Source organism: Paenibacillus sp. 01T443 (assembly GCF_056398325.1).
The window spans coordinates 1-14,964 of sequence record NZ_JBFTPE010000031.1 but is presented as its reverse complement, the minus strand read 5'-3'; the positions used below and the strand labels follow the sequence as shown (position 1 = coordinate 14,964).

At 47.1% G+C, this 14,964-nt stretch carries 14 protein-coding genes; 6 read left to right on the top strand and 8 right to left on the bottom strand.

Going from position 1 to position 14,964, the window contains the following annotated elements:
- Positions 1-23 precede the first annotated feature (23 nt).
- Both AC1DLI_RS30940 and AC1DLI_RS30935 read left to right on the top strand, forming a co-directional pair.
- Positions 24-980: a sugar kinase gene (locus AC1DLI_RS30940; protein WP_477609013.1), complete on the top strand. Its 957-nt coding sequence runs from the start codon at positions 24-26 to the stop codon at positions 978-980.
- 2 nt (positions 981-982) lie between these two features.
- Positions 983-1,765: a DeoR/GlpR family DNA-binding transcription regulator gene (locus AC1DLI_RS30935; protein ID WP_308999627.1), complete on the top strand. Its 783-nt coding sequence runs from the start codon at positions 983-985 to the stop codon at positions 1,763-1,765.
- 137 nt (positions 1,766-1,902) lie between these two features.
- Here AC1DLI_RS30935 and AC1DLI_RS30930 read toward each other — a convergent pair whose 3' ends face one another.
- From AC1DLI_RS30930 to AC1DLI_RS30915, 4 genes are all read right to left on the bottom strand, one after another.
- On the bottom strand, positions 1,903-2,238 hold the full coding sequence (locus AC1DLI_RS30930) for a hypothetical protein (RefSeq protein WP_477609011.1): 336 nt from the start codon (positions 2,236-2,238) through the stop codon (positions 1,903-1,905).
- Positions 2,239-2,415: 177 nt separating this feature from the next.
- Positions 2,416-3,606: an N-acetylglucosamine-6-phosphate deacetylase gene (nagA, locus tag AC1DLI_RS30925; RefSeq protein ID WP_477609009.1), complete on the bottom strand. Its 1,191-nt coding sequence runs from the start codon at positions 3,604-3,606 to the stop codon at positions 2,416-2,418.
- Positions 3,607-4,332: a glucosamine-6-phosphate deaminase gene (nagB, locus tag AC1DLI_RS30920; protein WP_477609007.1), complete on the bottom strand. Its 726-nt coding sequence runs from the start codon at positions 4,330-4,332 to the stop codon at positions 3,607-3,609. It abuts the gene before it with no gap.
- A 598-nt stretch (positions 4,333-4,930) separates the two neighbouring features.
- Positions 4,931-5,596 (bottom strand): FMN-dependent NADH-azoreductase, encoded by a 666-nt coding sequence (locus tag AC1DLI_RS30915; RefSeq protein WP_477609005.1) that lies wholly within the window; start codon positions 5,594-5,596, stop codon positions 4,931-4,933.
- Between the two features lie 458 nt (positions 5,597-6,054).
- Here AC1DLI_RS30915 and AC1DLI_RS30910 point away from each other — a divergent pair, with 458 nt between their 5' ends.
- The gene (locus tag AC1DLI_RS30910; RefSeq protein ID WP_477609003.1) at positions 6,055-7,461 is read left to right on the top strand and encodes a spore germination protein; all 1,407 of its coding nucleotides are present in this window, start codon (positions 6,055-6,057) and stop codon (positions 7,459-7,461) included.
- An 11-nt stretch (positions 7,462-7,472) separates the two neighbouring features.
- Complete coding sequence (locus tag AC1DLI_RS30905) at positions 7,473-8,624, top strand: Ger(x)C family spore germination protein (protein ID WP_477609001.1); 1,152 nt, start codon at positions 7,473-7,475, stop codon at positions 8,622-8,624.
- A 6-nt stretch (positions 8,625-8,630) separates the two neighbouring features.
- Here the strand turns inward: AC1DLI_RS30905 and AC1DLI_RS30900 are convergent, their stop codons facing one another.
- The gene (locus AC1DLI_RS30900; RefSeq protein ID WP_477608999.1) at positions 8,631-9,746 is read right to left on the bottom strand and encodes a GerAB/ArcD/ProY family transporter; all 1,116 of its coding nucleotides are present in this window, start codon (positions 9,744-9,746) and stop codon (positions 8,631-8,633) included.
- 323 nt (positions 9,747-10,069) lie between these two features.
- On the opposite strand from AC1DLI_RS30900, the gene AC1DLI_RS30895 reads away from it, so the two are divergent.
- The gene (locus AC1DLI_RS30895; RefSeq protein WP_477608997.1) at positions 10,070-10,249 is read left to right on the top strand and encodes a hypothetical protein; all 180 of its coding nucleotides are present in this window, start codon (positions 10,070-10,072) and stop codon (positions 10,247-10,249) included.
- A 73-nt stretch (positions 10,250-10,322) separates the two neighbouring features.
- On the top strand, positions 10,323-11,378 hold the full coding sequence (fni, locus tag AC1DLI_RS30890) for a type 2 isopentenyl-diphosphate Delta-isomerase (RefSeq protein WP_477608995.1): 1,056 nt from the start codon (positions 10,323-10,325) through the stop codon (positions 11,376-11,378).
- A gap of 70 nt (positions 11,379-11,448) precedes the next feature.
- Here fni and AC1DLI_RS30885 read toward each other — a convergent pair whose 3' ends face one another.
- The 3 genes from AC1DLI_RS30885 to AC1DLI_RS30875 all read right to left on the bottom strand — a co-directional run.
- Positions 11,449-12,540 carry a Ger(x)C family spore germination protein gene (locus AC1DLI_RS30885; protein ID WP_477608993.1) on the bottom strand — a complete coding sequence of 364 codons (1,092 nt, stop codon included), beginning with the start codon at positions 12,538-12,540 and terminating at the stop codon, positions 11,449-11,451.
- On the bottom strand, positions 12,537-13,637 hold the full coding sequence (locus AC1DLI_RS30880) for a GerAB/ArcD/ProY family transporter (protein ID WP_477608991.1): 1,101 nt from the start codon (positions 13,635-13,637) through the stop codon (positions 12,537-12,539). The genes AC1DLI_RS30885 and AC1DLI_RS30880 overlap by 4 nt, the downstream gene beginning before the upstream one ends.
- Positions 13,634-14,964 (bottom strand): spore germination protein (locus tag AC1DLI_RS30875; protein ID WP_477608989.1); only part of this gene is annotated, 1,331 nt, incomplete at its 5' end. The genes AC1DLI_RS30880 and AC1DLI_RS30875, both read right to left, overlap by 4 nt.

The following is a 14,964-nucleotide window of genomic DNA, read 5'->3' as shown; positions in this document are numbered from 1 at the left end:
AAACGTGGTAGGGGGATTTTAACGTGCATGAATCATCACCGCAAATTGTAACGTTTGGCGAATCCATGGCTCTATTTATGCCGCAGGAGCATAAGTCGATTGAACGTGCCGCGACGCTTGAACAAAGCTTCGGCGGAGCGGAAAGCAATGTCGCAATTGGGCTTGCACGTCTAGGTACCTCCGTCGGATGGTTCGGCGCGCTGGGCGATGATCCGTTCGGCAAGATAATATTAAAAACGCTGAGAGGCGAAGGCGTTGACGTATCACGCGCGCAGGTCAGCACCGAAGCACCGACAGGGATGATGTTCCGCGAGCATGTAGCCGGCAGAATGGCTGTCCACTATTTCAGAAAGCATTCGGCTGCCAGTCGGATGCTGCCTGAGCACTTGGACGAGAATTATATTCGTGGCGCTAAGCTGCTTCATGTAACCGGTATCACGGCCGCGCTGAGCGAGGATTGCCGAAGAACCCTCCGCCGTGCGGTTGATATCGCGAAGGAAGCGGGCGTTTTGGTCAGCTTTGATCCGAACCTGCGTCTTAAGCTGTGGTCCATTGAGCAGGCCAGGGAGATTCTTTTGCCGCTTGCCGCAGAGGCGGATTACTTTTTGCCTGGATGGGACGAGCTTAAACTATTGTATGACACAGATGACTATGAGCATATCAAAGGTCAGCTGACCGAGCTAAAAGCAGTGTCCATTATTAAAGGCAGAGGCGATACAACGGTCGTATTGAATAATGGGCAAGAGGAGAGCTTGCCGTTTTATCCAGCCGAGCAGGTCGTTGATACGGTCGGTGCGGGAGACGGCTTCTGTGCGGGTTTCTTGGCAGGCATTATGAAAGGCTTGTCTCCAGTAGAAGCGGTACGCCTTGCAAGCATTAACGGTTCATTAGTCGTGCAGATGCGCGGGGACTGGGAAGCTTTGCCGGAGTGGAGCGTCGTTGAGCAGCGGATGTCCGCCAAAGCCTGGGTGGAGCGCTGACAATGGCTGAAGCAAACGGCAACAAGGGGCAGCGGCGCCGTGAGGCCGTTCTGCAGCTGCTAAAACAGCAAGGAAGAGTTACGATACCGGAAATGGTTGAACGCTTTGGCTGTTCGGAAGCGACGGCTCGCCGGGATTTGGAGCAGATGGAAGCCGAATATCCCGTGATCCGCACCATTGGCGGGGCGATGTACGATGGCATGAATTCGGTAAGGGATATGCCGTTTGCGGAGAAGGAAGGCCTTTCGATTCTGGAGAAGGAGCACATAGCCGAGCTTGCTGCCTCTTTAATCATGGAAGGCGACGTGATTGGTTTGTCGGGAGGCACGACCAATTTTCTTATTGCGAAGACCTTAAAGTCCCGGAAGGGAATAACGGTCGTAACGAATGCCGTTAACATCGCCATGGAGCTTGCAGGCAGCGATATTCAAGTTGTCGTAACCGGCGGCATCATGCGGCATAACAGCTTTGAGCTGTGCGGCCCGCTCGGGGAGGGCATGGTAGCCCATCTGCATATCGGAAAAATGTTTATTGGCGTCGACGGTATTTCTGCTGCTGGCGGTATTACGACATATTCAGAGCAAGAAGCGCAAATTGCCAAAGCACTTATTAAACGTTCGCAAGCGGCCTACGCCGTGTTCGACCATACCAAAACAGATCGCACCTCGTTATTCTCTATCGCTGCTCTGGCGGAACTGCGCGGTGTCATTACAGATCTCCCGCTCACAGAGGAGCTGGCGGAAGTGATGAAGCAGCAAGGTATTTCTGTACATGTAACGGGTTAACCCCTTGTTTTGGAAGACGTCAAATCCTGCTGAATGGATTTGACGTCTTTTTTCTGTACCGTAAAGCTCAAAGCATGAGCGGTTCTGCGAATATTTCATGCGTTGAAGCGGATGCTATCGCTGCCCTTGCGGGATGATTAAATTAAGTTCAGCGTTCCGACGACCTCATTCGTATCACCGTTCACATAGATGATAAGTTTTGGATCAAAGGTCACTTTGTACAAATGTTTTTTACTTTGTGGTTCCACGCCCTTAGGAATAGAGAATTGATTTATCATATCATCGAAATTGATCTTTTCTACTTCTGCTTTTTGCCAATCCGCGAGAGTTAACCTTCTTTCATCCGAGGAAAGACTGTTCCATGCCGCTTCACGAACAGCGTTTAAAGGTTGATGCTCGGCTAGCGTGTTTGAGCAGCCTATCAGAAGCAGCAAGCCTAACAGCAAGAGGGTAAAAGAAGATCCTATTCGCACATCAAATCCCCCTAAATAATGAGTCTATATCTTTAAGACGTTAGGTTGGAATATTTTGTTTCATCGGCATGCTAAGACAGCAACGTATTTCTAATTACATAGCCGTTCATAAAAAGAAAGCACGGGAGGCATGATTAGCGTCCGTGCTTTCTTTTTTGTTTCGATTTTATTTTATCCTTAGCGAGCTTCAAAAACGGAACGGCCTTGGACCCAAGTTTGCTTGATCCGGAGCTGTGCATCGGTCCAAACCAGATCGGCTTGCTTGCCGCTTGCAATGGACCCTGTACGGTCGCTAATGCCGAGCTGTTTCGCTGCATTACCGCTTGCTAATCGGCTAAGCTGCTCCAGGGACAGGTTGGTGTGCTCAAGCATGAATCGAATCGCATTGATCATCGTTAAGCAGCTGCCTGCCAATGCATTTCCCTCGCGCAGACGAGCTTCGCCGTCTTTAACGATAACGGCTAAGCCGCCGAGGCTGTATTCACCATCAGGCATGCCGGCAGCCGCCATCGCATCTGTAATCAGAATGACTTTGTCCGATGGCTTCGCGGCAAGCACCAGCTGGATCGCGGCAGGATGAACATGGATGCCGTCCGCAATAAGCTCTGCGGCAATACGGTCATCGGTCAGCACGGCGCCGAGCGTTCCCGGCTCGCGGTGATGGAGTCCCCGCATCGCGTTATACGTATGAACCGCTTGCGACAAACCTGCATCAGCGGCGGCGATGATTTCATCATAAACGGCATCCGTATGCCCGCAAGCGGTGTTGATGCCTTGCTCAGCCAGCCAAGAAATGGTTTCGATAGAGCCGTTTTTCTCGGGTGCAAGCGTAAGCTGCCGAATGAGATCAGGCCATTTCGAATGACAAAGCTGCATCCATTCCAGCTGCGGTGTTTGGATATGAGCGGGATTTTGAGCGCCGGGCCATTTCTCGCTTATGAAAGGCCCTTCCAAATGCACGCCGTACAAAGCTGCAAAAGGCATCTCGCTGCCGCGGTACTCGGAAACGGCTTGCAGTACAGCTTCGATAGCTTCCTTAGAGGCGGTCATCGTTGTAGCCAGCATTCCTGTCGTGCCTTGCGAAGCATGAAATTTAGTTATGGTATTAAAGCTTTCTCTGCTGGCATCCATAAAATCAGCACCGAAGCCGCCGTGCACATGCACATCAATAAAGCCTGGAAGCAGGTAGCCACCTTGACCATCAATGAGAGGAAGATCCTCTGCTGCTGAAGCAACTAGTTCAGCAGCATCTCCAGTAATAATCTGCGATATTTTACCGTTTTGAACGATGACACTGCCGTTTTCGACCCGGTCTTCAAGGACAATATTGACGTTATGAATGATCCAATTAGAACAGCTTATAGTCATTTAAACTAACATCCTTCCAGCCTCGCGATCAAGGAGAACGATAACGCGGGCATGTGTTTGAAGCAATGAAGCAGGCACGCTTGTCGTGATCGGACCCGTCAATGCTTCCTTTACAATCTCCGCTTTGTCTGAACCGCGGACGACTAATAAGATTGTGTTTGCTTTCAAAATCGACCCGACGCCCATTGTAATCGCATATTCAGGAACCTCATCCATAGAAGCGAAGAATCGTGCATTGGCTTCACGTGTTTCCTCTTTTAGCTTAACGGCATGAGTACCGCCGGATAGGTTGACATCCGGTTCATTAAAGCCGATATGACCGTTGTGGCCTAGACCAAGCAGCTGGATATCGACGGGCTGAGCCTCAAGCATGGCATCATAGCGGGCGGACTCCTCTTCCATGTCGGGAGCCATTCCGTTAGGCAGATGCGTTTGCTTTGCCGTGATATCAATATGTGAAAACAAATGCTTGTTCATATAATAAGCGTAGCTTTGGTCATTTTCAGGCGTGATGCCGACATACTCATCGAGATTAAACGTCGTAACTTCTTTGAAGCTAACCTTTTTTTCCTTGTACGACTCTACTATTTTGTCATAAATCCCAATAGGTGTCGATCCTGTTGCAAGACCAAGCACGGCGTTTGGTTTTTCGTTTACGATATTTATAAAAAGTTGTGCTGCATATGCGTCCAATTCCTGCTGCGTATCAAACATGATCATTTCCATGCGTATGCCCCCTTGATGAATTCGTTAGCTTTATTTTATATGAGTTTCGACGGATTAACAATATAAAATGATTGTAAAAATCAAATATATGATTTTTACAATCATTTATTCATTGGACAACTTCCTGCCATATCGCTAATAGGATAAAAGATTAGAACATTTAATGAATAGGCTTGTCTTTCTATTTACAGTTTTTATTCGTGTATGAATAACATTTGTATATTATGAGATGAAGTTTTGGACTAGAGAAAAAGAAGCAGTCTTATGTCGGCGGAAGAACTTCTGCTTTGAAACTGGGCTATTATACATTTGATCGAGGAACGACCTTCCTTATGATGCCTCATTTACTGGAGGAACTATTCCATGCGGCAGGACGCTCGCTTCATGACATGTAAGCACATCAGATAGTGGTGTTGGAGTTATTTCATATGACGAACCGAATATATGGAAGCTCAATTTAATGAGCTTGCTATAGGCTAGCCCATTTGAAGGTAGCGGGAATTGAGCTGCTGATTTCTTGCCTAAAAGGAGCATAAGCATAACTAAGAGGGGGTCTTCGGCCCCCTCTTAGTTATGCTTATGCGTTATTCCGTATACTTTACGTTCTGCTAGCACCAGCTATTTCATTGCCCTTTGCAAAATGAGCAGCGGCTTTTTCCGCTTGTTTGTAGGCATCGCCCAGCACGTCATCCCGATCTAAGAAAGCAGTCCCTTGGGCTCTAATAATCTGGTAGTCTTCGATGCCGATAAAATTAAATATGGATTTCAAGTACTTATGAGAATATTCGACCTCCGTATACCAATCGTTATTTGTATATACGCCGCCGCTTCCTTGTATGACCAGCAAGCTTCGCCCATCTTTTAATAATCCGACTGAGCCGTTCTCCGTATATTTAAAAGTTTCCTTGGCAATTAAAACATTATCCACGTAATCCTTCAGCTTCGACGGTACGTTGAAGTTATGCAGGGGCAGAGCGATGACATATTTGGTCGCTTTTTTGAATTGCTGGAGGATCTCAGACATGCGATTTGTAACCTTATTCTCTTCATCGGTTAGTTCTTTCTCTTGAGCTAGCTTCTCCCAGGCAGTCAGGACGGTTTGATCGATTGCCGGAACATGGTCTTCATAAAGATTGATTTGTTCGATGGCAGCTGACGGATTTTGCTCCTTATATGCCTCCAAAAAATGTTTTAAAACTTGCAGGCTATATGAGGTGGGCGAATCAACTTTTGGATGAGCGTTAATGATAAGAATACGTTCCATGTTTTTTATCTCCTTTAAGTGTATGGTTATGATTATAATGTCGATAATATAAATCGACGATATAACATATCAAGAATATACGTTTTATCTTATCGCTTGTCAAATGAATATTTTCCTATTTTATTTTAATAAAACCAGAGGATTGAGGGGTTGGACAAAGAATTTAATTACACTATTATTAATGATTGATCATTACTTTATTCGTAAGGATGCTGTTGTTTTCACGGCAAAACATTGATTCGGCTCAATGAGGATCTAAATGAAGTTCTACTGAAACAGTCCCAGGATGCAGCGAAATCTTTCTTTGCTAAATGATAAATGGAAAACGGCGGGATACCCCTGTAAGGGGTATCCCGCCGTTTTTTTACGGAATTGGACTGCAGGAAGCAAGACGAATAAAATAGCCATGACTCCCAATAATAATACTTTCATCCAAATGCAACGAAGAGGTGATTCAATTGCCGGATCAGAATATTAGCCAAGACCTGCAGCTTAATGAGACCCGGCTAAGGGAAACCTTTCATAAATGCTCGGATATTGTTTTCCGGAAGCTTCAATCCCCGGGAGAAAATGATATTTTACTCGTGTATTTGGACGGCCTGGCGGATACGAAAGAGCTGGAGAAGATGGTCATCCGGCCATTGCTCCAAAGGGCTGATCAGCCTGTTCATGACATTTTGGAGAGCCGGCTTATAGCAGTGGCCAGTCTGGAAAAGCTGACCGACATGGATGCTGCAGTTCAGCATATTTTATACGGAAGCACGGCGATATTCGTCCAAAATGAGCATGAGGCGATTATCGTCGGTCTCATTGACTTTCACCAGCGGTCCATAGAGGAGCCGACAATCGAAACTTCCGTCCGTGGGCCGCGGGAAGGCTTTACTGAAGTATTAAGAACAAATACGAGCATGATTAGGCGGAAAATAAATAGCCCGATGCTTAAATTCGAAGCCGTGGAGCTTGGGATTACGACACGCACGCGGGTTGTGATCACCTATTTGGAGGATCAAGTAGACGCTGGCGTGCTTCGGCTTGTCCAAGAACGAATAGGGCGCATCAAAAGCAAAAGCATTTTCGATTCCAGTTATGTCGAAGAACAAATTGAAGATACGCCTTATTCGCTGTTTCCCCAAGTCCAGAACACCGAACGGCCGGACACGGTCGCAGCCAGTTTGATGGAGGGGAAGGTCGGCATACTCGTTGACGGCTCGCCTAACGCCCTGATCGTTCCCATGACGTTCTGGTCAGGCTTCCAGGCGGCCGAGGACCATTACGAAAGGTTTTTATATGTGTCGGCGGTGCGCTCCATCCGGATCTCATTGTTTGTCATGTCGCTCCTGCTTCCGTCCGTGTTCGTAGCCTTAACGACCTTTCATCCGCAAATGATTCCTGCCAGTTTATTGATCAGTATTGCAGCTGCCAGAGAAGGGATTCCTTTTCCGACTGTGATGGAGACGTTTCTCCTGGAGGTCATGTTCGAAGGGCTCCGGGAGGCCGGTCTCCGCATGCCCCGGGCGGTAGGCTCGGCTGTCAGCATCGTCGGAGCACTCGTTATCGGCGAGGCGGCGGTACAAGCCGGTTTTATATCCGCGCCTATCGTAATCATCGTAGCAAGCACGGGAATCGCATCGTTCGCGGTTCCCAGATACAGCCTAAGTTTGCCGTTTCGCGTACTTCGCTTCCCGCTGCTCGGTCTTGCCGGATCTTTAGGCTTTTACGGCATTGCAACAGGCACAATCGTCATTCTTGCGCATATGTGCATGCTGGAATCATTTGGAGTACCTTATTTGTCGCCAATTTCTCCTTTCAAGCTGAAAGGCATTGGAGATACGCTTTATCGCAGACCACGTCCCAATAAATCTTAAGAGGTGAACCTATGCGCAACCTATCGATCACGGCAGCCGTTTGGTTTTGTCTCGTGCTCTTCCTCTCGGGCTGCTGGGACCGGACGGAAATCAATCAGTATGCGTTTTGGATGGGAACACTGCTGGATCAAGCAGACAACGGTAACGTGAAGGTAAGCGCGCAGATTGCGATTCCTTCAAGAATCGGATTTTCCGGCAACAAACAATCCCCAGGCGAGAGAGGGAATATTGTCATTAGCGCCATCGGGAAAACGTTGATCGACACCTGTCAGAGGATCCAGGATAAGCTGCCTAGAAGGCTGTTCATCGGTCATCGGAGAGCTATGTTTATCGGGGAGAAACTGGCCAGATCAGGCGTGTGGGATTCGTTTGACATGTATACGCGGAATATGGATACGACACTGCGAACGAGCGCTTTCGTCATCCTCGGCGATGATCCGGAAAAAATATTGAAGATCAACAGCCCATTTGATCCTTTTTCCGCAAATGCGGCGGTTGACCAAGACAAAAACAGCAAGATAGGAGACAAAGCGTTCAGAGATTTTATTGTTGCGAAGGAAAGCGAAACCACCTGTCCAGTCCTCTCGGCGATTAAACTCAACACCAAGGATGATGAAGAAAAAGACCAAATTTTCGATATTAAGCATTTAGCCGTGTTCAATCGGGAAACTAAAATGGTAGGCACTCTAAATGAAAGCGAATCGTTTGCGACGCTATGGATTTTAGGCAACTTAAGACAGTATTACATAACGGGGTACGTGCCGGAAGGGAAAGGGTATTTATCGTTAATTGAAACGAACTTAAGCAGAAAGCTGATTACCCGTGTCGAAAAGAACCAAGTTTCCGTTCACATCGTGTTGTCCGGTAAAGGAAACGTTAAAGAAAACCGGACCAATCTTGATATGATGCAGCCTGATGACGTTAGCTTTGCTCAGAAAGCTTTGGAGAGGCATCTGGAGGATGAAACGCGAAAGACGATACAAGACGTTCAACAAAAGTACGGTACGGACATTTTCGGTTTCGGGGATGCCGTTCATCGGCAGCATCCCCGCCAATGGAAAATAATGAAGCGTGATTGGCTCCGTATTTTTCCGGAAATCAAGGTTACGGTAGATGTTAACTTGAAAATCAAAAGGATCGGAGCAACAGGGAAGCGGACTTAAAAAAGATTATCCGCCTTTGTATTTTCGGGTTTTGAACAGAGCGATCATAAACATGATGATTGGTAATAGAATCATATTCAATCCGAAAATATAAATGAGCCATATTTTTTCGTTGTAGTTGGTTAAGATATATGTGATATTCGGCGGCAACAAGGATATACCCAAATAAAGGACCCCCAACACAATAATAACCTTTTTCGCATCCTTGAGATGGAGCCACTCGGCAATCCCTTGGCTTGTTATGGAAAGATAGAGCGACAATTTGACGAAAACGCAAAACAACCAAACGAATATGACCCACACATCCATATTTTGAATGAAATCGAGGGCGGAGATGAACCGTACCATATTAAAATAGGGATTGATGAATTTGCCGGACAAAACCGGTCCGAATGTCATAATAACCAGCGCGGTAGCAATGACGACTATAAGGGATGATACCGCAACCGCGCTTAATGCGCTGCCGCCGGCTTTCTGCGGCTTGTGGAGAAAGGGAAGGATCATCATGATAAGCACGGATTCGGATAAAAACGAGCCGTGTATGACGGAAGCTTTCGCAATCGTAGCGAACCCATGATCCACATAAACGGGCGCTATTAGAGCTAACTTGATATTGGTGAGATTTAGCAGGAACGTAATCAGCAGAACGAGAAAAAAGACTGGGCCTACAATTTGGCTGAACCGGGCAATGGCCGTAATCCCCCCATAGTAAACAATATACATTATGATGAGAACCATAATAAGTGAAATGATCAGGATGGAGGTATGGAAAAAGAGGACAAGCTGGATAAATTCTGCCATCGTCCGCAGGATAACGACCGTAACGCTAAACCAGCCTAGCAAATAACACAGCGAAACAAGTTTTCCTAGCCCTTTTCCAAAAATTCGGTTGTTTATTGCAATCAGAGTGAGGCCGGGATACATGCAGCTGATACGGTAGTATAAAAAGGTAGCCGCAATCCCGATTAATCCGCCAATGAAAATGGCAATCCATGCATCTTGCCCCGCTTGGGTGATGGTAGGCATAATCGTAAGCCAGATCGTCATCGAAACTTCAATCGTTGCTAACAGCCAGAAGAACTGCGAGTTGGATAAACGCAATACGATAACCCACTTTATCATTTATTTAGTTGTTTTCCATTCTAAGTTATGTCCAAATTAAAAGGCGATAAACGGTGCGGTGCGGGAGCCTTCTGTGCTGACCTTAATAGGAGGCCATTTCTATTTGCAACGCAGCGATTTCGGATAAAATCGCTGCGCCCGAGGGAGCAAGCAGTCTATTTCTACTCGTGAATGCGCCTTGTTTGTCAAAGTCATGGAGCTGGGAGCGAGAAACAGAAAATTATGCTATGCTAGTATGTAGTCGTCTTGCCGGATTTGGTATAGATTACTTGGAACAAGCGGACGTAACCATTACATAAACGCCGGAGCAGCTGGAGCGGGACATGTCAGCGCATCGCGGTTCTATTTACGGCATATCATCGAATGGAGCTAGGCAAACTTTTTTTCGCCCTGGCAATCGTTCAATCGATATTCAGGGACTGTGGTTTACAGGCGGAACGCCAATCGTTGCGCTTTGTGGTCAGCTTGTAGCTGAGGAGCTTATCAAACAGTATAAGATATAAATTGATAGAGAAGCGAAACGTGAGCTGCGCCGCCATAGAAGACGCTGCCCGTTTTGGCTTGGGAGGTACGAGCATGTCAGTAGATCAGCAAGCAGCAACCGCGAAGCGCAAGGGAGAGCATATTCGCATTTGCCTGCAGGAGCAAGTGAACAGCGTGGGCATCGAAACGGGGCTGGAGAGGTATCGCTTTAAGCATAATGCGCTTCCTGAGCTTTCCTTTAGCGAGGTTAGACTGGGTACAGAATGGTTTGACAAAAAGCTTGGCGCTCCGCTGCTCGTGAGCTCCATGACTGGAGGAACGGATGAAGCGGGCGCTATCAATCGCCGCTTGGCCGTTGTCGCGCAGGAGCGGGGCTGGGCGATTGGGCTCGGCTCGATGCGGGCCGCGATAGAGAACGAAGACCTGGCCAGCTCTTTCTCCATCCGCAGCGATGCGCCGACAGTTCCTGTCATTGCTAATATCGGTGCGGTTCAATTTAACTACGGCTTTGGGATAGAATCCTGCCGCAGAGCGGTGGAAATTGCGGAAGCGGATGCGCTCGTCCTGCATTTGAACAGCATGCAGGAGGTATTCCAGCCAGAGGGGGACACAGATTTCCGTCACCTGCTTTCCGCGATTGAACAAGTTTGCAAGGCATTAAACGTACCCGTTGGCGTAAAAGAGGTGGGCTGGGGTATCGATGCGGATACGGCTGCAGCGCTTGCCGGTGTTGGCGTGTCCTTTATTGATGCGGCTGGTGCAGGCGGAACCTCTTGGAGCCAAGTAGAGAAATTCAGATCCAGTGACGAAATGCGGAGACAGGCAGCTGAAGCATTCGCCGATTGGGGAATACCGACTGCAGAGAGCGTAGTGGAGATTCGGGAGCGGCTTCCGCAAGCGAATATTATTGCGAGCGGCGGCTTGCGTACAGGCGTCGATGCTGCGAAAGCCATTGCGCTCGGCGCGAACTTGGCTGGCTTCGGACGCGTTCTGCTTCCGCAGGCAGCGAAAGGCAGCAATGTCGCATCGCAGGAGCAATTGCTGCAGCAGTTCGAACGGATTGAGTTCGAGCTGCGCACAGCGATGTTCGGCATTGGAGCGGGCTCCGTAAGCGAACTAAGACAAACGAATCGGCTGCTGCTTAAATAAGAGTTGGCAAAGAAAAAAAAGAGGTGTATCAGAAGCAATAAATCTGATGCACCTCTTTTTGCTCCACGGTTTATTTGATAAGCCCGGTACCTTCAATTTTGATGTCGGCAAGGACTTTAAATTTAATCGTGGGATAAATAGACTGCCACTGCTTCCAAGCGCCATTTCCCGGATGGGTAGCGCGGTAACGCAGTCCAAAACCGATTGGATCAACTTTAGCCTTCTGAATTTTCTTTAGCAGTGCAACGCAGGTTTTAGCATATTCCTGATTTAAAGCTCGTTCAATGGAAGCCCAGTTTGTCTCGTACAGCCCTCTTGGCGCTTCCTCAAATACAACCTTCATCTTGACATGCATAGTAATCGTATCTTCTCCGTCGACCTTGCCAATTTGATATTTAGAATGCAATTCAGTAATCGCGACGACAAGATCCATTCCTTCGAACATTCCATGCATGGAGGATTTGGTGAATTTTTTGGCAAGCTGGTTGTACAGCTGGGATTCCGAAGGGGATAAAACGAGCTTCACTCGTTTTTTATTGAGAAGAGCCGTTCGATTGATGATGTAGCTCTCCTTGCTGTCCTTTTGAATAACGGGCATCAAGGGATCAAGTCCTTGTTCTGAAGCTCGCCTTGCAAAGTCGGACACTGATTCCACATAGGTATAGGACGATTCTGTACCATCTGCTCCAAAGCTTAGAAACAAAGTATTACCTGGGTAACGCTCAGAGACGGGCATAACCTGAAGCAGGGTCTCGGCATCAGGCTTGCCAATCGCAATATCGGCTACGCTTTGAATATCTCTTCTTCTTGACATCCATTGCAGTAAATTTTGATAGTCTTGGCGCGCCAGCTTCTCTCCGATTAAAAAAACCTTGCAATGCCCGAAATCAAGCTCTTTGTCGACATAGGCCTTCAGCATGCGGACACCCTCAGCAACGCTTGCGGTATCAATCGTTTCAATTTGCACTTTGGATGCGCCCGGCTCGATCTTTGGAGAAGGCACGGCAAGCTGGAGCGTAAGCCGATAAGGTTTTTTCTCGTTATCCGACAAGTCTATCCCTAATGCAACGACAAAGAATCGCTTATCGATATCCTTGAAGCCGCACCCGCCCAGCATGCAAATGGCCGTGATCGTCAGAAAGATTCGGATGATGAGTCTCATGCGGCTTTCGACCTCCTCCTGCTTAACACAAAAACCCATATGACAACATATAACTCAACGAATAACCGAACAACAAGCCAATAAGAAGTAAAGAGCATGTTCAATTTCTCATTGGTCATGACGAGGTAGATTATCGTCAGCAATGCAAAAATGCCGACAATGACATAGTTGGATACCGGTGTTTTTGGGCTGTCGATTTCTGGCTTGCTGCTGGGAAAACAGCTCTTGATAAACTCCATCGCCTGATGCCATCCGGACATTGTATAGACGAGTGTTAAATTCAAATAAACGATTAGAAAAAGAAACAATACGCGTTCAATGAACCCATACTGCATGAGCAGGGAATCAGCGGTTAAACTCCATATGTATATGTATTGATTGACGCCCTCTGTCCCATGGAAACCGATGGGAACAAAAAATGTAATCAGCATAATAATTGCACCGAATACAGGATAAAAAAAACGGAATTTGAAACGAAAGTTCGGCGGAAACAGCCGGTTGAATAACGAGAGATTGATATAACCTGTGAAAACAAAGGATGCTGCCGCAATGCAGGTTAGCGTAGGCATCGCTGTTACATAATTGGCTACGACATGAATGGCATCCCAATTGAGCTGCGTGCTTCGCACCGCTTTGAACAATACAAATAAAATAATCGGCGCATTGACGATCAGGCCGATCTCTACGACGAACATGACTGACAGCGTGGAGCGTGTGGCTGCGTATCCGCAGGCGAGGACAAGCATCAATAAGATGATGATCGAGTTCGCATCGGGATTAAAGAAACGATTGATGAGCACGGCATAGGCAACCACAACAACCGTCGTCGCGAACCACCACATAATTGCAAATAAAATCATGTTGATCGATACAAGCCACTTCGGACAATAGAGCTTTAAAATTTCAGGCAGCCCCTTGCCGGGAAAACGGGCCATTGCGCTTGTATACATGTACACAAGTACCGTGCCTATGACAATGCCGATAAGCATGGACGATACAGCACCCTTATATCGGAATTTGATTAAAATATGCGGAACATAGAGCATGAGGTTGATGAAGCTGACGAGTATGAAGTTATAGAAAACATAGCGGTTCACTTGATTTTCACCTGCCCTACATCGCCTTCTAACGGCCTTAATTTTCCGAAAATTCGCATATACGGTTTACCAAAGCTTCTAAGGTTGCAAAGATAGGTGATGTAAATAAACAAGCCAACCGCGACTCCGGAGATACCGAAGAAAATCGAAATGCCGATAAGCGGATATTTCAAAAAACGGACCGCAAAGGAAAGCGAGTTAACCGGAATAACAAAATTCGATATCGCCACAACGGAAGTAACGATGATCATAATGCTGCTCACAAGCCCTGCTTGCTGGGCAGCTTGTCCGAGGATAAGACCCCCTACGGTTGTTGCTGTAGATCCAATGTAACGGGGCAAGCGAATACTCGCTTCAATTAGCGTCTCGATCATAAAGAGCATAATAAACACTTCGATGAACGACGGGTAAGGAACAGCGGAGCGGCTTCCCGCAATTGAGAAGGCCAGCTGCACGCGGAACAGCTCTGGGTTATAGGAGACGACTGAAATATAGAGTGCAGGCAGGGTAATCGTAAGCACGATGGATGTGTACCGGAGAAAGATGAGAAAACGGGTCATCCAATACGCTTCATAATCATCCTCCACCGCATGCATGAAATCGAAGAAGGTAGCAGGCAAAATAATAGCAAACATATTGCCTTTCAAGAGAACGATAATTTTCCCTTGGGAAATCGCTTTGGTTATTCGATCGGGCCGCTCTGTAATCAAGACCGTCGGAAACAAATGCTTGCGTTTCCCGACGAGCAGCTTCTCAAGCTCGCCTGCGGCATGCAGCATTTCTACATTGATGTTCGTTAATTTCGTACGGACGTTATCGAGTACGGTAGGATCAACACGGCGCTGATCATACAAAGCGAATACAGGCGTTTTGGATAATGAACCGATGGTATGCTCTTCAACGGACAGGTCCGGAGAGGGATACATGCTGCGAATCAAGTTAAGAGAAATGTTTAGATCTTCGCTTAAAGCAAGCTGAGGTCCCTGAATGGCGCTCTCCACCTGCGTTTGCGGATTCTCAATGCTTATGATGCGGGAGGCATTGAATGAGTAAATGATTCCATTTGATTCAATCAGCACATAGCCTCTTAGCATTAACTCCTGCCATTTGGCGACATCATCGATTACGCGATATTCAGGATTCGTTTTCAGCTGGCTTTCAAAAGGGTAGAAATCTTTCGTAAACGGGACGATAATGAAATCGTTTATTTTATTTTCTTCGCATAGAGGAGCGATATAGGCGACTTCGATCGTCATGTCGCTGTTATGCAAGATTTCTAATTTAAGATCGACGGCTTCTGCAAACAACAACCGAATACGCTCATCAT